This window comes from Cohnella nanjingensis (assembly GCF_014212125.1).
Taxonomy (GTDB): Bacteria; Bacillota; Bacilli; order Paenibacillales; family Paenibacillaceae; genus Cohnella; species Cohnella nanjingensis.
Genome location: NZ_JACJVP010000025.1, coordinates 41,080 through 60,623, shown reverse-complemented (window position 1 = coordinate 60,623; position 19,544 = coordinate 41,080). Strand labels below are relative to the sequence as shown.

13 protein-coding genes are annotated in these 19,544 nt (G+C 60.4%); 2 read left to right on the top strand and 11 right to left on the bottom strand.

What is annotated here, in order from left to right; genetic code table 11:
* Nucleotides 1-97: 97 nt before the first annotated feature.
* The 11 genes from H7C19_RS15685 to H7C19_RS15635 form a co-directional block, all read right to left on the bottom strand.
* Nucleotides 98-3,091: an S-layer homology domain-containing protein gene (locus H7C19_RS15685; protein WP_512698976.1), complete on the bottom strand. Its 2,994-nt coding sequence runs from the start codon at nucleotides 3,089-3,091 to the stop codon at nucleotides 98-100.
* 185 nt (nucleotides 3,092-3,276) lie between these two features.
* A complete protein-coding gene (locus H7C19_RS35710; protein ID WP_185143747.1) occupies nucleotides 3,277-3,531 on the bottom strand; it encodes an S-layer homology domain-containing protein in 255 nt (84 codons plus the stop codon).
* 21 nt (nucleotides 3,532-3,552) lie between these two features.
* The gene (locus H7C19_RS15675; RefSeq protein ID WP_185143602.1) at nucleotides 3,553-4,329 is read right to left on the bottom strand and encodes an N-acetylmuramoyl-L-alanine amidase family protein; all 777 of its coding nucleotides are present in this window, start codon (nucleotides 4,327-4,329) and stop codon (nucleotides 3,553-3,555) included.
* Nucleotides 4,319-5,545, bottom strand: coding sequence for a CapA family protein (locus H7C19_RS15670; protein ID WP_185143601.1), 1,227 nt, complete (start codon nucleotides 5,543-5,545; stop codon nucleotides 4,319-4,321). Before H7C19_RS15670 ends, H7C19_RS15675 begins: the two co-directional genes overlap by 11 nt.
* A complete protein-coding gene (locus tag H7C19_RS15665; RefSeq protein WP_246469538.1) occupies nucleotides 5,542-6,303 on the bottom strand; it encodes a M15 family metallopeptidase in 762 nt (253 codons plus the stop codon). Before H7C19_RS15665 ends, H7C19_RS15670 begins: the two co-directional genes overlap by 4 nt.
* A 756-nt stretch (nucleotides 6,304-7,059) precedes the next feature.
* A complete protein-coding gene (locus tag H7C19_RS15660) occupies nucleotides 7,060-7,881 on the bottom strand; it encodes a hypothetical protein (protein ID WP_185143600.1) in 822 nt (273 codons plus the stop codon).
* Nucleotides 7,878-9,320, bottom strand: a complete 1,443-nt coding sequence (locus H7C19_RS15655; protein WP_185143599.1) for a HAMP domain-containing sensor histidine kinase — start codon at nucleotides 9,318-9,320, stop codon at nucleotides 7,878-7,880. Before H7C19_RS15655 ends, H7C19_RS15660 begins: the two co-directional genes overlap by 4 nt.
* Before the next feature lie 4 nt (nucleotides 9,321-9,324).
* On the bottom strand, nucleotides 9,325-9,981 hold the full coding sequence (locus H7C19_RS15650) for a response regulator transcription factor (protein ID WP_185143598.1): 657 nt from the start codon (nucleotides 9,979-9,981) through the stop codon (nucleotides 9,325-9,327).
* Between the two features lie 277 nt (nucleotides 9,982-10,258).
* Nucleotides 10,259-11,110, bottom strand: a complete 852-nt coding sequence (locus H7C19_RS15645; RefSeq protein WP_185143597.1) for a carbohydrate ABC transporter permease — start codon at nucleotides 11,108-11,110, stop codon at nucleotides 10,259-10,261.
* Nucleotides 11,111-11,136: 26 nt separating this feature from the next.
* Nucleotides 11,137-12,024: a carbohydrate ABC transporter permease gene (locus H7C19_RS15640; RefSeq protein WP_185143596.1), complete on the bottom strand. Its 888-nt coding sequence runs from the start codon at nucleotides 12,022-12,024 to the stop codon at nucleotides 11,137-11,139.
* A 241-nt stretch (nucleotides 12,025-12,265) separates the two neighbouring features.
* The gene (locus H7C19_RS15635) at nucleotides 12,266-13,528 is read right to left on the bottom strand and encodes a sugar ABC transporter substrate-binding protein (RefSeq protein WP_185143595.1); all 1,263 of its coding nucleotides are present in this window, start codon (nucleotides 13,526-13,528) and stop codon (nucleotides 12,266-12,268) included.
* A 446-nt stretch (nucleotides 13,529-13,974) separates the two neighbouring features.
* On the opposite strand from H7C19_RS15635, the gene bglX reads away from it, so the two are divergent.
* Both bglX and H7C19_RS15625 read left to right on the top strand, forming a co-directional pair.
* Nucleotides 13,975-16,146 carry a beta-glucosidase BglX gene (gene bglX / locus H7C19_RS15630; protein ID WP_185143594.1) on the top strand — a complete coding sequence of 724 codons (2,172 nt, stop codon included), beginning with the start codon at nucleotides 13,975-13,977 and terminating at the stop codon, nucleotides 16,144-16,146.
* 22 nt (nucleotides 16,147-16,168) lie between these two features.
* Complete coding sequence (locus H7C19_RS15625; protein WP_185143593.1) at nucleotides 16,169-19,522, top strand: GH36-type glycosyl hydrolase domain-containing protein; 3,354 nt, start codon at nucleotides 16,169-16,171, stop codon at nucleotides 19,520-19,522.
* Nucleotides 19,523-19,544 lie beyond the last annotated feature (22 nt).

Genomic DNA, 19,544 nt, shown 5'->3' with positions numbered 1-19,544 from the left:
CCTCTTTATTTGCGCATGAAAAAGGGCGGCGCAGGGATGAACTCCCTGGCGCCGCCCCTTTGTTTGGCGGACCGAAGACCGCCTGCCGCCTAATCGCTTATTTCTTCGATTGCAGCATGTTCATGATCATCACGACCGCTTCCGCTCTTGTCGCCGTGGCAGTCGGGTCAAACTTATTCCCTTCCCGACCCTTCACGATGCCGGCCGCATGAACCGCGGCTACCGCGCCCTTGGCCCATGCCGGAATCTTGGCGTCGTCCGCGAAGCTTGTTTCGGTTGCAGACGTGCCGGCCGATCCGTTGGCTCTGGCGATCATGACCGCCAGTTCGGCACGAGAGATGTTCGCCGCCGGCCGGAAGCTCTTGTCGTCGTAGCCGGTGATGATCCCGGCTTTCACGGACCGGGCGACGGCTGTCTTCGCCCATGCGGCGATCTTCGACTCATCCTTGAAGCTCGACAGCGAGGTGTCTTCTCCGTCCAGCTTCAAGGCATTCGCCAGCATGACGGCGAATTCGGCGCGGGTGATCGTCGCATTCGGTTTGAACGTTCCGTCCGTATAGCCTTTGACGATCCCGTTCTTCACCGCTTGCTTAATCTGCTCCTGCGCCCAATGTCCGGCAATGTCGGCGTAGGAAGGCTCGTCCGTGCCGGCTTCCGATGCTTGTCCTGTCGCCAGGACGGCGAACTTGGTGAAATGGTCGACTTGCGCCGTAATCGTGCTGCCGCTAACTTGACCGCCGACTTCGACCCACACTTGTTTCGATTCGTCGTAGTAGAAGATCGCCGCATGTTGACCCTTTTGAATTTTGGAAGCGTCGAATTTGAAGGTCAACGTTACCGGCTTCTTGAAGTTTTCCGTAAAGTTCTTGAGCAGCTCGAATACCGGACTTGCCAGTACCTCGCCGTGATTCAGCAGATTCGAGGCGTCCTGCAGCTTTTGGACGGTGAGCTTCAGTTCTTGTCCTGTCGCGCCCTCCGGGATGGAGACGACGATCTCATCGGATAGGCGCGTGTCGCCTGCGGCACCCGCTGCCAGGGTCAGCTTGCCGTCGGTGGTCGAGACCGGCTTGGGCGAGGTTTTATCCGAGCCGCCGCCGTTACCGCCACCGCCTGGTTTATCTCCGCCGCCGGTATCGCCGCCACCCGGCTGAGACTCCTGATTTTTACGATTGACGAGCACATTGTAGGTTTGCGTCGTCTGGCCATCCTGCGCCGTCACGACGATCGTAATCTCGTTAGTACCTACATGGAGAGCGATCTCCTGGCCGGCCTGACTGTTGCCCACGCGCTGGCCGTTGACCGCGATGGTTGCATAGCCGTTCGCCGCCGTCGGCGTAACGGTCAAGCGAGCGACGTCGTAGTCCACTGTCGAGGTGTAGTCATGAGTTCCCACGGCAAAGGACGGGCTTAAGGACCCTTGAGACAGCGTCAAGCCGGACAGATCGGCATCGGTGCTCACGGGCCCGCGGTTCACGTAGATCGTGTAGGAAGAATTGTGATCTTGGTCTTTGGACCGGACATTCAACGTGACTTCCGTACGGCCGACGGGCAGATCTCGCGCCCAATACGACTGCGTTTGCTCGTCATACGTTGCACCTGTCACGCTGATTGTCTGATACACATTCGCCGCGACCGACTTGATTTCGATATCGTGCTCCGAGAAATCCAAGTTGGCGTAATAGGTGTCCTGATTTGGATGAAAGACGGGCGTCAGCGTTCCCAGGCTGACATGCAGGTTCCCGAGCCGCGGCTCCTCATCCAATGTGGGCTTCAAGATGCGAAGTCTATATTCCTGGTAGTAAGATTCTTCGTCATCGGATTCCAGTTGGACGACAATCCTAAAAGCATTGAAGCCATCGACCAGCGAAATCGGTTTGTCCGTATGAACTGTCTCGAAGTTTTCATCCTCTTCGTTCCATCGTTCGATAGACACCTGAGCATCCGGATAAGCGGGCGTCAAGGAAATGGAAAAGGAGTCAGCGTTCAGGTCGGAAACGCCTTCCAATTCCGTCAATTTCGGGTCGAACGCGTGGTGCAGCTGCGCTCCCGTCAAGTCCAGTCGGCTTAGCCAAGCCGGCCCTGGGGCGGTGGTGAACTGCCCGATTTCGGAAGAGGTGTATCCCAATTCATTGAAGGCTACGACCTTCCAATCATAGGTCGCTCCGTAATCCAGGTCATCCATGGTCAGCTGAATGGAAGTCGGAACGTCTGCGTCTTCTTCACCTTTCGTAATTCGAATGCTGTCCCAGCCCGAGTTTTCATTGCGGGGCTTTAGCATGACCTTATAGTAATTCGCATCGGGGGATGCAGCCCAACTTAAGGTTAGGCTCTTGTAGGAATCCGGTGTCGCAAGAAGTCCGCCGGGTTTTTGGGGCCCCTCCTCCGAAGGGATCACGAGTACGTTGTCCAACGGAACCGTATCGTCTAATGCATAGTCGTTATTTGCGTCTTTCGGGGTAAAGCGGATCGCTTTGCCGGCACTTAATTTGACCTCATTGTAGCCATACTGGGTGAAGCCGATGTTCGAGCTCATGATGCCGATCGTCGCTTCGCTGCCGGAAGCAAGCTCGCCGTCTGCAAGATTCGGGTACTGGAACTGGATTTGATTCGTGCCTTCCTGCAGAATCGCTTGGAACGTGCCCAAGAGGGCGTCAGCCCCGAGCGGCTTGATATCTGTCCATTGAACGATCAATCTCCGGTTCGGCTTCTCGCCGACTACCTGATAGTAGACAAAGGAGGATTCGGTTAATTCCAAGTCGTCCCAAAAGGGAGCGACAATGTTCGGGTTGGCGAAGTCCGAGACGTCGGCAAGGTCGGAAAAGGCTCTGTTATAATAATCGCCATTTCCATTCTTATACATCAAGCAAGAATAATCGTTTGCCATTCCGGCTCCCAAATAGAGAAGACCGTTCGAAGATACCTTGAACTCCGTTTGTTTTTTTCCGAAAAATAAAAAATTGAAATCTTCAGGCAGGGGAATGGGCTTGCTGCACCCGTCATCCAGATCGTTGAAACCCTCTTCGAATGCAATCAAATGACCCGCCACCGAGTTCCCGCCCGGGGTGGGCTCGGCCGCCGCGAGCTGCGCCATATTGAGCGCGAGCAACAAGGTCAGCAACAAGCTGCATGCGATTTTCCATCGTTTCCACATGGTTGTCCTATGTCTCCTTTTATTAAAATATGAATCTTACAGAACGTCCTTCGTTTCCGTTCGTCGACATCCGGCAAACGCGACATCAGGCGACAAATTCCGTTCTACATCCCCCTACTTTAAACCTATGAAAAGTCAAAAAAAATCCCCCGAATGGGGGGGTAAATCGTCGAGATAGTAAAAAATAGTCTTAATAGAAGGGGGCGAAAGTCGCGCGATGGACCGGTGAACATCCCCTTATTTAAGGATTGGAGCATGTTCATGACGACCGCCTCGGCACTCGTCGCCGTGGCGTTCGGGTCGAACTTGTTGCCTTCCCGACCTTTCACGATGCCGTCCGCGTGGCCCGCGGCTACCGCGCCTTTGGCCCAAGCCTGGATCTTGGGGCCTGAGCTTCGGAACTATTGCTGCACGTCGGCCTTTTGGAGATACTGCTTTAACCCGTTCACGATGGCCTGGGCGGCGCGATCCTGCGTCTCCGGCTCCAGCAGCTTCGCCTCCTCGGCCGGATTCGTCAGGAAGCCGATCTCCAGCAGGGTCGCAGGCACTTGGCTGGTCGTGAGCACCTTCCAGCCTTCCTTCTTGACGCCTCGGTCGCGGAAGCCGAGCGCCTCCAGCAGGGGCCCGTGGATGGCTTGGGCCAGCGCTTGGCTCCCGCTGTCGTAATAGTAGCTCTCCGTCCCGGACACCTTCGGGTCTTCGACGAACGTATTGCCGTGAATGGAGATGAAGGCATCCGCCCCCATCGCGTTGGCCATCCCCGAGCGGTTTTCCAACTCGATGTACGTGTCGTCCGTGCGGGTCATGTGGACCTCGAACATGTCCGGCTCCTGGCGGAGCAGGTCGGCTACCTTTGTCGCCAAGGACAAGGTGAAGTCCTTCTCTTCGTCGCCGCTGGCTCCGTCCGCGCCGGGATCGAAGCCGCCGTGGCCGGCGTCGACGACGATCTTGTAACGGCCAGTTCCGGCGGGCGGTGCGGCCGAACCGTCAGGCTGACCCGCCGAGACCCCCGGCAGCAAGGCCCGGGACTCGCTGCCCGACGAGGTCGGCAGCGCGCGGTTGGAGAAGGACCAGATCAACGCGACGAGCGCGACCGCCCCGAGGAGGAAGAGGAGACGGCGGGAACGGATTCGGGGACGGGAGCGGTACGTGGGGGCTTGGGGCCATTTATTGTTCATCGCGGGAACTCCCATCCATTTGCGCCATCGTATCCTGGTAAGACCGCTGCATCCGTTGCTTAAAGGCCGCGGAGAGCTCGCCGTCCTCGATGAAGTCCATGATCGGCAGAATCTTGTACGTATAAGTGCTTCGGCCTTGCTCCTTGTCTCTGTACACCCAAGTCGGCACGTAGTCGACATTCCGGATGGACGTTTCGTTCGTGGCTTTGTTTTTCCGGATGCGGAAGCTCAGGATGATGCCGTCTTCGGTATACGCGTTGTCCAGCGTCTCGAGACGCTGATTGGAGATGAAGTTCCCCATGGAGTAAATGACGAAGCCTTCACGGCCGCCCGCCGACAGGCGCTCGGACTTCTGAATGACGTGCGGATGGCTGCCGAGGATGAGATCGACGCCTTCGCCGACGAGCTGCTTGGCGAGATTCTGCTGCTTGGCGGCAGGTTCCCGCTCGTATTCGTTGCCCCAGTGCATGACGGCGATGATGAGGTCCGCCTTCTGGGCTTTGGCGTAAGCGATATCTTCCTTGATCTTGCGCTCGTCGACTACGTTGATCATCGTATCGAGCTCCTCCGGCGTCAGGGCGTTCTCCAGGCCGTTCGTGCTCTCGGTGTAGGAGAGGAAGGCGAGCTTGATGCCTTGAACGTCCTTCATCAACACGCGCGTATCCGGCCGCTTGGCGTAGGTACCGACCGTGTCGATGCCGCGCTTGTGAATCTGCTCCAGCGTGCGGACGATCCCTTGGCTCCCGGTGTCCAGGGCATGATTGTTCGCGGTCGTCAGCACGTCGAACCCGGCGTCGCGGACCGCGTCGATCGTCTCGTCGGGCGAGTTGAAGCGCGGATAGCCCATGTACGGCATCGCATCCAGGCCGCCCGTCGTCGTCTCGAAGTTGGCGATCGCGACGTCCGCCGCGCTCAGGATCGGCTTCACGTCGGCGAAGAACGAACGGAAGTCGTAACGCTTGGTCGTCTTGTCGTAGCCGCTCTTCAATTCGGTGTCGTGGAACATGATGTCGCCCGCGGCCGCCAACGTGATCTCCGTGTAGCCCTCGCCAGCCGAGGAGGAGGAAGGCGGCGGCGCGAGCGGATGCTTCGCGTCGGGGGAGGCGTCTCCTAAGCCCTCGTTCCAGGCGAATACGGCCCATCCGGCGCAGACGGCCGCCAGAAATAGAACGATGGCGACGCGCCGGCCTTTTCGGCTTCTTCTACGTGCGCTCATGACGGATTCCCTCCGTCCGCGGCCTTGGCGGCGTATTCGTCATAGGTCAGGCCGCTCCGCGCGACGTCGGCCGCCAACTTCGTGCCGAGGTAGCGCAAGTGCCAGGGCTCGTACATGTATCCCGTGATGTCTTCTTTACCCTTCGGATAGCGAACGATGAATCCGTACTCTGGGGCGTGCTCGCGCACCCATTGGCCTTCTTCGGTATCCCCGAAGTCTTCGGATAGCTGGAGCGAGACGCTGTCGCTCGTGATATCCATGGCCAGGCCGGTCTGATGCTCGCTCTGTCCCGCCCTGGCGCTAAAGCGGTTCGCTTCCTTCTCGCCGTGGTTTTTCACGTAGCCCGCGAAGAGCGCGGTCTGCGTCTTGTACGACCGGTACCCCGAGCGGGCGTACAGCTTGAAACCGGCGGTCTCCGCTCCGGCGAACAGCGCCTTGAGCGCGTCGGCCGCTTCCTTACGCAGCTGATTAACTTCCTCGCTCTTCAGCACGGTCGGAACGTCGACCCGCACGAGATCTTCGGGGGCGTAGTCGGCGTCGAGGCTCTTCTGCTTGTTCACGAGGATTTGAATGGATGGGTCTGACGCAGGGTCATCCGACGAGATGGGCGGCGTGGACGGGGTGATAGGGATCGCTTGACCGGAAGAAGAGGGCGACGGCACGTTCGCGGCCGCACGGGTCTCTAGCAGATGAGTACAGGCGGTTAGACTAAGAGAGAGGGCCATGAGGCCGATGAGAGCGCGAATGCGTGTTGGCAAGGCAAGGACTCCTTATCTTCGAATCGTATTGATAGATTCAAGTGTAGGATAAGGATATATAGGAAGTACGATCGAGTTGTAACGAAGTTGTAAAAGGTGGGGGAGCGAAGGGGCGGAAGGCTGAGGAGAAGTGGGGGGGGTGAGAGACGCAGGGGGAGTGGAAGTGAAAGTAGAAGAGGAAGCGGAGTGGAAGTGGAAAAAGAGGAAGTGGAAGAGGAGACAGCGAGCTTTTTCGCCGCGTCAGGGCCAAAGAGACGTACCCCGTACGATACATGGCGCGACATCGCCGAAGCAGGGCCAAAGAGACGTATCCAGTACGACACATGGCGCGACATCGACACAGGAGGGCCAAAGAGACGTACCCAGTACGATACATGGCGTGACACCGCCGCGTCGGGGCCAAAGAGACGTACCCAGTACGTCACATGGCGCGACATCGCCGCAGGAGGGCCAAAAGAGACGTGTCCAGTACGTCACATGGCGTGACATCGCCGCAGCAGGGCTAAAGAGACGTACCCAGTACGTCACATGGCGCGACATCGCCGAAGCAGGGCGAATGTGATGTACCCAGTACATCACATTGCGCGTTTTCGCCGCATGGACGCCAAAGAGGGAGTCCAGGACTCCCTCTTTGAGGCACTTCACCGCATTAACGCCAAAGAGGGAGTCTAGGACTCCCTCATCGAGGCACTTCGCCGCATGGACGCCGAACGCGCCGGATCGTTGCGGAGCGCGTCCGCGTCTTTCGCGTCTTTATTACTTCATGTACGGATTATAGAATTGCAGGCCCACCATCTCGTCCTTCATGTAGCTGATGACCTTCTGCGACCGCATATCCACGAGCAGGTTGACCACGATCCTTTTGCTCCCCTTGGCCCGATAGTAGAATGCGGAGATCATCCCGTAGGAGGCGTAAACGTCATCCATCTCGAGATTGGATACGTCATGCCCGATCTGCCGCAGATAATCGTCCGCGATCTGCTTGATCTGCGTCTTGCTCGGCTTGGACGGCTCCTGAACGACGCTCGCCCGGTAGTCGTTCACGGCGATCCCGAGCACTTCGCCCGTCTCCGCCTGCAGAATCGCCGTGATCCGCTCTGCGACATGGTCCTTGTAGCTGATGGTAACGAAGTACACGGGGCTCTTCATGAGCGGTTCCGCCTCCGGCCCGCCGCTCATCTTCGTTCTCGCGTCGCCCTGCAGCCCGTTCAGATTCGCCAGCGCTTGATTGATGGACGGCGCGTCGACGGACAGCACCTCGAACGAGAGCTCCTCCTTCTTCGCGTGGAGGTCCAGATACTTCGCCATCGCACTGACGCTCAGCGTCTTGACCGCCTCAGCCGACAGGATGCCTTCGTACGCGGCGGGCGGATTCGGCTGCTGCTTGTTGATCTTGCGCACCATGACCGTGTCCTTCTCGATCGGCTGGTAGAAGGCGCCGCAGCCGGTCATGATCAGCATCAGCGCGGCGCAGCAGGCGATCGCTGCAGTCCTCATGCCCCCGGGCATCGCTACAGTCCTCATGCCTAAGGGCATCGCTGCCTTTCTCCTGCCTTCGACCATCGCCGCCTTTCTCATGCCTCCACCCCCCATCGGGATTCATGCGGTTCCCCGAAAATGACGCGTATCGTCGTCCCCGCGCTCTCCGTGCTGACCGCCTCCATCGCGGCATGGTGGATCTCCGCGATGCTCTTGCAGATCGACAGCCCGAGGCCGGCGCCTTCGCGGCTGCTGGTCCTGGATTTGTCCGCCATATAGAAGGGCTCAAAGATCCGCTCCAGATGCTCTGGGGCGATGCCGATCCCATCGTCGCTCACTTCGAGCACGACCGATCCGCCGTCGCGATAAGCGCGAATCTCGATGCGTCCGCCTTCGGGCGAAGCCTTGATCGCATTGTCCGCCAGGTTGAAGACGAGGATCTTGATCAGGTCTTCGTCCATCGGGAGCTCGCCGCCTTCGGCGGAGATCAAGACCTGTATCCGCTTCTCCTTGGCTCTCATCGCCAGGGCGGGCTCCATCTCCTCCAGAACCGCGGACAGTCGGCCCGGCGCCAATCGGAACTCGTCCCGCCGCAGCAGGATCAGGTCCATCAGCTTGGTCGACAGCGCCTCCAGCCGCTTGGCCTCCGAGTAGATCACCTGCAGGCCGTCGAGGAAAGTCGCCTCGTCGTATTTGGTCAACCGCAAGTAGTTGGAATAGCCGATGATGGAGGTCAGCGGCGTCTTCAGCTCGTGCGCGATGTTGTTGATGAACCGCTGCTTTTCGCTGTTGTTCAATTCCAGCTCGTTGATCTTGCCCTCCACGACGGCTGCCATCTCGTTGAAGTTGCTGGCGAGCACGCCGAGCTCGTCCTTCGACTTCAAGGCGACGCGTTCGGAGAAACCGCCCTTGGCGATGATCCGGGCCGTGCCGACCATATGGTCGATGGGCTTGGTCAAGCCCCGGCTGATGAAGTACATCGCCAGGACGTACAGAAGGCAGGCGCCGATATCCACCTTGACGAAAAATTGGTATTGATCCACCCGCTCCGCATACAGGGAGGTCACGTCCTTGATATAGGTGAAGACGTAGTCCTTGTCGTTCACGATCTTCTTGTTCGTCGTGAAGAGCAGCGTCCGATGGCCGAGATCCCGCAAGATGTACTTCGTCTCGTCGGTCGTTAACCCGGTTAATTCGGGCCGGACGTCCGGCATCGCGAAGTCGAGGTTGCTGTAGACGACGCCTTGCGCGGCGTTCGTGATCTCCAGATAGTTGGTCGCGTCGCCGCTCCGCGCGACGAAGGTGCTCGCGATATTGGAGAGGACCGTCTTCTCGTAGTCCAGGGAGTCGTAGATCCGGAGGACGGGCACGACCGCGTCCACGCTGGAGAGGATGTTCATGTGCTCGCTCAGCGTATTGTCGATCACCTGCTGCAGCAGCTTGCTGTGGTTCCGTTCGATGACCATGATGGAGGCGGCGTTGAAGACGATGACGAACGCGAGGATCGAGAACAGACAGATCTTCTGCCAGAACTTCATATCGTTAATCCTCCAACCGGTAGCCTATCTTGTAGATCGTCTTGATATGCTCCTGCCAGTTGAGCTTTTTGCGGAGCGACTTGATGTGCATGTCCACCGTTCTCGTCTCGCCGTAATAGTCCGCGCCCCAGACCTTGTCGAGGAACTGCTCGCGCGAGAGAGCGATGTTCTTGTTCTTGAGCAGCACCACGAGCAGGTCGAATTCCTTGGGCGTCAGATCTACCGGCGAACCGGACAACGTCGCCTCGCGCTTGTCGAGCGACACCTGGACGTCCTGGAAGGCGAGGACGTTCTCCTCCTTGCCGTAGCGGCGGAGGACCGTCTCGATCCGCGCCAGCAGCTCGATCGCTTCGAACGGCTTGACCATGTAGTCGTCGGCGCCGAGCTTCAGCCCGTTCACCTTGTCGGTGACGGCGTTCTTCGCGGTGAGGAAGATGACGGGGATGCCAAGCGGCCGGATCTTCTCCATGAGCGCGAAGCCGTCCAGGCCGGGGATCATCGCGTCCAGCAGGACGAGATCGAGCTTGCCCTGCCGGACGGCGTCGAGTCCGGTCAGCCCGTCGTGCGCTTCCTCGGTCTCGTAGCCCGCGATATTCAGGTTCATCTTGATAATCTTCGAGATATGAACGTCGTCTTCGACGATGAGTATTCTCCTGGCCATGCGATCACCCTCCTCCTCCAAGATAACCGAAGACGCGCATCATTGCCATCCGCCCGCCGGGGCGAGAGGCGCCGGGCAGCGCGGAAGAGGCCGCCCCGCAAGCCGGATGGGCTTGGGAACGGCCTCTTGGAAAGTTCCTCCGCGCCGTCGTTCGGCAGGGAGGAAGAGACGCGGCGGATCCTTCATCATTCAGAATTCATTCGTTTTGCGTCTATTTATTTCGGAACGATCTCCGACAAAAACGGATCGCCTTCTCAAGAGGACGGCGAAGCCGTTTTTACTTCATCCCCGAGATCGAGTAGTTCTCGATGATGTGCCGCTGGAAGAAAACGAAGATGATGATGATCGGGATGACCATGAAGGCGGAGCCGGCCATCTGCAGCGCGTAGTTGCCGGCATACTGGCCTTTGAGCAGCGACAATCCGACGGACAGCGTGTACAGCTTCTCGTCGTTGGCGACGATGAGCGGCCAGAGGAAGCTGTTCCAGCCCGCGATGAACGTCAGGATGCCCTGGACGGCCAGAATGGACTTCGAGATGGGCAGGATAATCTGCAGGAACGTCCGCCATTCGCTGGCGCCGTCCAGCCGCGTGGCCTCCAGCAGCTCGTCCGGGATGGTCGACATGAACTGCCGGAACAGGAAGATGCCGAACGCGCCGACGAGCCCCGGCAGCACGATGCCGATCATCGTGTTGGTCAAGTGGGAGTAATTCAGGATCAGGTACACGGGGATCATCGTCACTTGGCCGGGGATCATCATCGTCGCGAGGACGAGGAGGAACAGCTTGTTCTGCCCCTTGAACCGATACTTCGCGAAGCCGAAGCCGGCCATGGCGTTCAGGAACAGCCCCACGAACGAGAACAGCACGACGATCAGCGTGTTCCGCAGATAGACCATGAAGTTCATGTTCTCGAACAGATTCCGGAGATTGTCCATCGTGAACGTCTCCGGGAACAGCGTAGGGGGGATCTGCATGACCTCCGCTTCGGTCTTGAAGGCGGAGAAGATCATCCAGACGAACGGCAGGACGACGAGAATCCCTCCGACCGTCAGGATGACGCCTACGATCCATTGCAGCGCGGTCCCGCGATTCGGCCGTCGCGCCGCCTGCGTGTTAGTCGTACGCATCGGACTCACCTCGATTCAGACTGGGATTACAGGTCGGTGTCTTTGTTCTGCATCCGGAATTGGATCAGCGTCACGGCGATGATGGCGGCGAACAAGACGAACGAGCCGGCCGCGGCGTAGCCGAAATGGCTGAGCTGGAAGCCGTTGCGGTAGATGAACAGCGACACCGACGTCGTGCTGTCCAACGGTCCGCCGTTCGTCATGATGAACGGCTCTTCGAAGAATTGGAGCCAGCCGATCATCGTCGTGATGGAGACGAAGAAGATCGCGTAGCGCAGCATCGGCAGCGTGATCCGGGTCATCTGCTGCCACAGGTTCGCCCCGTCCAGCTGGGCCGCCTCGTAGTACGACTTCGGGATGCCTTGGAGCGCGGCGATGAAGATGATCATGTTCAGCCCGATGCCCCGCCACAGGGCGAGGATGATGAGCGAGATCTTGGCCATGACGGGGTCCGTCAGCCAGGGAACGCCCGCGATGTGGAGCTTGCCGAGCAGGTAGTTGAACAGGCCGATCGAAGGGTTGTACAGATATCCCCAGACGACGGCGACCGCCACGACGTTCGTGACGGAGGGCATATAGTAAACGACGCGAAATACTTTGTAGAGCCGGGATTTGCCCAAGTTGATCAGCAGCGCGACCGCCAGCGAGACGGCGATGACGAGCGGCACGCCGATGATGACGTAGAACAGCGTGTTCAGGATCGCCTTGCCGAAGATCGGATCGGAGACGACGTCGATATAATTGCGCAATCCGATGAACTTGATGGCGGAATAGTCCGCGAGACCGGTCAGGTCCATGTCCGTGAAGCTGATGACGAGCGCGACGGCGATCGGAATCAAGGAGAAAATGGTGAGAAGAATAAGGGTCGGTGCGATAAAGAAATAAGGGGCCTTGCTGTTGCCATACCCTCTCATCGTGTCACATCCTTCGTGCGCCTAAGTAAATGATCCGTTGTCCGGCCGAAGGGAAGTTCGGCCGGACGCGGGATGCGCCTGCGCGCTTCGTTGCTTAAAAACGTATCGCCCTCTCCCTAGAAGACGGCAAAGCCGGTTTTACTTGGTCATACAGCATGCATGAGTTTTACGCCCATCCATCTCTGTATGACCTCCGATAAAAACGTGTCGCCCTCTCCCGAGAAGACGGCAAAAGCCGTTTTTACTTGCCAAGCTTCGCTGCGGCAGTCTGGTTGAATTCGTCCAGCGTCTTCTGGATGTCGGCGCCGCCGCGGAAGATCTTCTCGAAGGAGCTCAGGTAATTCTGCGAGATCTCCTCCCAAGCTTTGATGAGCGGCATCGGCTCGGCGTTCTTCATCTGCTCGCCGAACACCGCGAGATTCGTGTTCTCCTTCAGGAACGGGTCATCCCAAGCGGCCTTGGCGGCCGGCATGGCGTTCGCCAGCTTCATCCATTCGATCTGCGTCTCCGGCTTGCTCATGAAGTCGATGAACTTCAGGGAAGCTTCTTGCTCCTTGGTGTACTGGAAGACGGACCAGTTGGAGCCGCCCAGGTTGGAGATGTTGTTCTCCTTCTTCGGCAGAACCGCCGTCGCCCATTTGTCCTTCAATTCAGGCGCTTGGTCGTTGATCGGCTTCACCATCCACGGACCGGAGATGAACATTGGGACGATCGCGTCGCCCTTGAACGCTTGGACCGGATCGAGACCGAGATCTTCCTTCGGCGCGGAGCCGTTCTGATAGAACGAGTTCAAATACTTGACGGCTTCGACGAATTCCGGCTGGTTGAACAGCGGCTTGCCTTGGTCGTCCAGCAGCTTCGAGCCGTTCTGGCGGGCGAACATGAACGAGAGCGTCTGTTCCTTCGGATCCAGCGTGATGCCGTACTTGCCCTTGCCGCGCTTCGCGAGCTTCTGGGCCGCGTCGCTCAGCTCGTCCCACGTCTTCGGAGCTTCGTTGTACCCGACCGAAGCGAGCAGATCCGTCCGGTAGTAGAGAACGCGCGTATCGATATACCACGGCACGCCTACGATCTTATTGTCGTATTTGGTGGTGTTCAGCGAGCCGTCGAAGAAATTCTCCTGCTTCAGCGAAGGATATTGATCCAGCGAACCGGACAAGTCCATCAGCGCGCCCGCTGCGGCGAATTCGGGAATCCAGGTCGTCCCCATCTGTACGACGTCCGGCCCTTTCTTCGAAGCGACCGCGGTTAACAGCTTGTCGTGCGCCGTGGCCCACGGGATCGCTTGGATCTTGACCGTGATGTTCGGGTTCTCCGCTTGGAACTTCTCCGCCATCGCCGGCAGCGACTTCGCTTCGTCGCCCATGCCCCAGACGTTCAGCGTGACTTTCCCGCCCTTGCCGCCGTCTCCGTTCGAAGCGCCGCATCCCGCGAGCACGCCCGCCATCAGCGCGGTGCTGGCGATCAGCGTTACGGCTTTTTTCGTTTTGTTGTTGGTGAACATAGCGCGTTCCTCCCCGAGTTTCCCTTATGGTTTGAAGATGACTTGCTGGATATGCGTGGAATCTTCCTTTCCGGCAAGCGATTCGATCACTGCGAACCGCTTGCTGACCCCCCTTGCGAATATCCGTCCGATTACCGTCGGCAAACGAAATTGAAGATCGGTGAAACGTTTGGATATCCTCCTGCGACATAGACATTAACCTAAATGCAAGCTATAGAAACGTTTCGATGTCATTATAGAACAAACTGTAATCGCATTCAACTTCTTTTTTTGTACCCATAATTTGTATGCGTGAAACGTTTCTATTAAGGTGAAAACGGATACGTTCAGCAATTGACGTCCGGTTTTAGATTGTTTACAATCGTGTAGAATGAAAATAGAAACGTTTCGAAATACCTGTATATACGTATAACGCATCGATTACACCAAGAAATGAGGGACTTGCGATGGACGACCGGTTGAATGACCTGCTTCGCCGAATGACGTTGGAAGAGAAGGTCGCGCAGCTCCTTCAGCTGGCGGCGCCCTTCTTCCGGGGCGCGGAGGACGAGGGGCAAATTACCGGCCCGCTCGAAGGTCTGGGCCTGGCGGAAGCGCATGTGCGCAATAGCGGTTCCGTCCTCGGACTGACGGGCGCCGCGCAGGTGATCGCCGTGCAGGACGCCCATCTGAAGAGCAATCGGCTCGGCATTCCGCTCCTCGTCATGGCGGACATCGTCCACGGCTACCGGACGATCTTCCCGGTGCCGCTCGGGATCGGCTGCTCCTGGGACTTGGCGGGCGCGGAAGAGAGCGCCCGGATCGCGGCCAAGGAAGCGGCTGCGGCGGGCGTTCACGTCACCTTCGCGCCGATGGTCGACCTCGTGCGGGATCCCCGCTGGGGCAGAGTCATGGAGTCGACGGGAGAGGATCCGTATCTGAACGCCGAATTCGCCCGCGCGTTCGTCCGGGGCTTCCAAGGACAGGATCTGGCGCGCGAGACGGACCGGGTAGCGGCCTGCGTGAAGCACTTCGCCGCGTATGGCGCGGCCGAGGCGGGACGGGACTACAATACGGTGGACTTGTCCGAGCGGCAGCTGCGGGAATTTTACCTGCCCGGCTACAAAGCGGCGCTGGATGAAGGCTGCGAGATGGTCATGACCGCCTTCAATACGGTAGACGGCATCCCGGCTACCGGGAACAGGCGGCTTATGAGAAAGCTGCTCCGGGAGGAATGGGGTTTCGACGGCGTTCTGATCTCGGACTGGGGCGCGTTGAAGGAGCTGATCCCGCACGGCGTCGCCGCGGACGAAGCCGAAGCCGCCCGCTTGGCGATCCAGGCGGGCGTCGATATCGAGATGATGACTTCCTGCTACGTTCATCATCTGAAGGCGCTGATCGAGGCCGGCGAGGTGGAGGAGCGGCTGGTCGACGAAGCGGTGCTGCGGATTCTGCGGCTGAAGGAGAAGCTGGGGTTGTTCGACAATCCCTATCGCGGCGCCGATCCGGAGCGGGAGCGCGAAGTCGTCTATAGCGATGCGCATCGCCGGGCCTCCCGCGAGCTGGCCGCGAAGTCCTGCGTCCTGCTGAAGAACGAAGGCGGCCTGCTGCCGCTCGCGCGGGAGCAGCGCGTCGCCTTGATCGGTCCGTTCGCGCGGAGCGGGGATATCCTCGGCCCGTGGTCTTGGCTCGGGTCCCGGGACGACGCGGTCCGGCTGCATGACGGGATGGCGGCGCGAGCCGCGGACCCCGGCCGCATCGCGGTCGCCGACGGATGCGGCGTCGACGAGGCGGCGACGGAGGCGCAGCTGCGCGAAGCGATGGACGCGGCGCGGGACGCCGACGTCATCGTGCTGGCGCTGGGCGAGCGCTCCGAGATGAGCGGCGAAGCGGGCAGCCGGGCGGATATTCGCCTGCCCCAGGCGCAGCTCGACCTCGTCGCGCGGCTGAAGGCGCTGGGCAAGCCGATGGCCGCCGTGCTGTTCAACGGCCGGCCGCTCGACCTGCACGGCGTCGCCGATCAAGCCGATGCGGTGCTCGAAGCCTGGTTCCCGGGCAGCGAGGGCGGAGCGGCGGTCGCCGATCTGCTATACGGCGCGGCCCGTCCGTCCGGTCGGCTCACGATGTCCTTCCCCTATGCGGTCGGTCAGGTGCCGGTTTATTACAATGCCTACAATACGGGCCGTCCGAAGGATGCGCCCGACGCCCAAGTCCGTTACGTATCGCAATACCTCGACATTCCGAACGAGCCGCTGTACCCGTTCGGCTACGGCCTTGGCTACACGAGCTTCGCGTACGGAGAGGCGAAGCTGTCGGCCGCGGAGATGTCGGCCGAGACGCCGCTGGCCGTCACGGTGCAAGTGACCAACGAAGGCGACGCGCCGGGGGAGGAAGTCGTCCAGTTGTACGTGCGCGATCTGGCCGGCGAGGTGGTCCGTCCGGTCAAGGAGCTGAAGGCGTTCCGCAAGATCTCGCTGGAGCCGGGGGAGACGGCGCAGGTGACGTTCGAACTGACCGAGCCGCAGCTGCGCTACTACCATGCCGATTGTACGCATGCCAGCGACGCCGGAGCGTTCCTGGCCTATGTCGGGCCCAACAGCCGCGACGCGGTCGGGCTGGCGTTCCGATTGATCAAGTAATGACGAGAAACGAGGGAGCAGCATGACAGAAGCGGTGGATACCAAACTTCGCGTGGAAACGGGGACATGCAGATTCCTCTTCACGAACGGCGGCGATCTGTACGAAGCGGCGCACGGGGACACGCTGATCAACCAACTGCCCGGCAATCCCGTCGACGGATCGCCGAACAATCTCTACTTGCGGCTGTACCTGCCGTCCGGCATCCGCGCGGTGCCGCTGCTCGGCGTCCGTTCGGGCAGCCGGCTCCGCTATGTCGAGCGGAGCGCGATGACGTGGGAAGGAGACGCGCACGGCGTCTCCTTCCGCGTAGACTTCCGGCTAGCTGCGGACGGCATCTGGTTCTGGGACGTGAAGCTGAACGGGCAAGGCGTGGAGGCCGATATCCTCTACGGCCAGGATATCGGGCTGGCCGACAAGGGCGCGGTGCGCAGCAACGAAGCCTACATGTCGCAATATATCGGACATTCGGTGTTCGAAGATCCGGCGTGGGGCTACGTCATCTGCTCGCGCCAGAACCAGCCGCAGCAGGGGGGCCGGTTCCCCTATCTGCAACAAGGCGCGCTGACGGGCGCCATCGGGTACGCTACGGACGGCTATCAATTCTTCGGCCTGTCCTACAAGGAGACGAACGAGCCGGCCAGCCTAACGGCCGCGTCGCTCGCGAACGAGATCTATCAATATGAATTCGCCTATGCCGGGCTGCAATCCGGCCGCATCCGGCTGGACGGCGAGGCGAGGATCGTCTTCTACGGGCTGTTCAGACCCGATCACCCCGCGGCCGTCACGGCGCTGGAATACGGCGGCGAGGTCGCCGAAGCCTGGCGCCGGATGGAGTCGGCCGGCCCCGTCCAGGGGGCGGAGATCCCGCGCGCGACGATCCGAGCCGAGATCGGCGAGCCGCTGACCGCGCTGCCGATGACGGCCGAAGACCTCGATCGCCGCTTCCCGGTCCGGTACCAGGAGGAACGGGACGGGGATACGCTGCTGTCCTTCTTCACGCCGACGCACGAGCATGTCGTGCTGAAGGAGAAGGAGCTTCGGGTCGAACGCCCGCACGGGCACATCCTCATGACGGGAAACAACGACCGGATGAACGAGCGCGTGATGACCACGACTTCGTTCATGTACGGGCTGTTTAACGCCCAGCTGGTGCTGGGCAATACGTCCTTCAACAAGATGCTGACGAACGCGCGGAACGCGCTGAACGTCATGAAGACGTCCGGGCAGCGCATCTACGTCGAGATCGACGGAATCTATCGGCTGCTGACGCTGCCCTCCTGGTTCGAGATGGGATTCAATTATGCCAAGTGGCATTATCGTCTGCCGGACGATCTGCTGGTCGTCACGAACTTCTCGACCGTCGACTCGCCGGAGATCGTGCTGACCGTCCGCTCGGAGAGCGGAAGGCCCTACCGCTATCTCGTCACGAATCAGGTGACGATGAACGGCAACGAGTTCGAGGTGCCGTTCCGCATGGAGCGCGAAGAGGACGCGATCGTCTTCCGGGCGGACGGGCGATCGCTCAGCGCGTCGGTCTATCCGGAGCTGCGCTACCGCATGCGCGTGGAGGGAGCCGGCCTCGAGGTCGGCGACGAACGTCTGCTCGCGGACGGTGCCGCGCCCGGCGACGCTTCGCTGGTCGTTCTCCGATTGGGGGGCAGCGCGGCTTGGCAATTGACCGTTCAAGGATCGCTGGACGGCGAAGCGTGGCCTTCGGCGCCGCGGGAGGCGGAAGCGGAAGCCGAGCGGTACCGGCGTTTCTACGAGAAGGTGATGAACGGATTCCGTCTGGGCGGGGACGAGGCGGGCGGCGAGCTGGACAAGGTCAATGCCCTGGCCTGGTGGTATACCCACAATATGCTCGTCCATTACTCCGTGCCGCACGGCTTGGAGCAGTACGGCGGGGCCGCCTGGGGGACGCGCGACGTCTGCCAGGGCCCGGTCGAGTACTTCCTCGCGACCCACAAGCACGAGGCGGTGCGCGAGGTGCTGCTCACGGTGTATGCCCATCAATACGAGGATACCGGGAATTGGCCGCAGTGGTTCATGTTCGACCGGTACTTCAAGATCCAGCAGGAGGAGAGCCACGGCGACATCATCGTCTGGCCGCTCAAGGTGCTGGGCGATTATCTGCGGGCTACCCGGGACTTCGGCATCCTCGAAGCCGCCGTGCCCTATACGGACCGGCATACGGGCGTTCCGACGGAAACGCGCGATACGGTGCTCGGGCATGCGCGCAAGGAGATCGCGTATATCCGGGCGCATTTCCTGCACGGCACGCATCTGTCCGCGTACGGGGACGGGGACTGGGACGACACGCTCCAGCCGGCCAACGCGCAGCTGAAGCGATTCATGGTGAGCAGCTGGACGGTCGCCTTGACCTATCAGACGTTGAAGCAGCTATCCGCGGCGCTCGCCGAATACGATGGCGGCATGGCGGAGGAGCTGGGGCGGCTCGCGTCGGGCATCGAAGAAGACTTCAGGCGGTACATGCTGCGGACCGACGTGATCCCGGGGTTCCTCTATATGGAGGAGCCGGAGCGGGCGGAGCCGATGCTTCATCCGGACGATACGAAGACGGGCATTCATTACCGTCTGCTGCCGATGACGCGGAGCATGATCGCCGAGCTGCTGACGGCGGAGCAAGCGCAAGCGCACTACAAGCTGATCAAGGAACGGCTCTATTGTCCGGACGGCGTGCGGCTGATGAACCGGCCGGCCCGGTATGCCGGCGGGGTCAGCACGCACTTCAAGCGCGCGGAGCAGGCGGCGAACTTCGGCCGGGAGATCGGCCTGCAGTACGTGCACGCGCATATCCGCTACGTCGAGGCGATGGCCAAGCTGGGCCGCTCGGACGAGGCGTGGCAGGGCCTGCTGGCGATCAATCCGATCGGACTCCGGGACGTCGTGCCGAACGCGGCGCCGCGGCAGAGCAACGCCTACTTCAGCAGCTCCGACGGCCAGTTCAACGACCGCTACGAGGCGCAGGAACGATTCGAAGAGCTGCGGGCGGGCAAAGTGCCGGTCAAAGGAGGCTGGCGGATCTACTCCAGCGGCCCGGGCATCTATATGAATCAGCTCATCTCCAATTGCCTGGGCATCCGGCTTGCAGGCGGCGACCTGGTCGTCGATCCCGTGCTGCCGGCGCGTCTCGACGGCTTGCGCTTCGCATTCCGGTACATGGACCGGCCCGTCACGTTCGTCTATCATCTGAGCGCCGGCGGCGGCCAAGCCGGCCGGGTGACCGTGAACGGGGCGGAAGCGCCCGCGCTTCCGGAGCCGAACCGCTATCGCGAGGGCGGCTGGCGGATCGGCCGCGAGTGGCTCGCCCGGACGCTGTCGGACGAAGGCAACGTCATCGATATCTATCGCTGACGGCAGCGCACACGATTAGCAG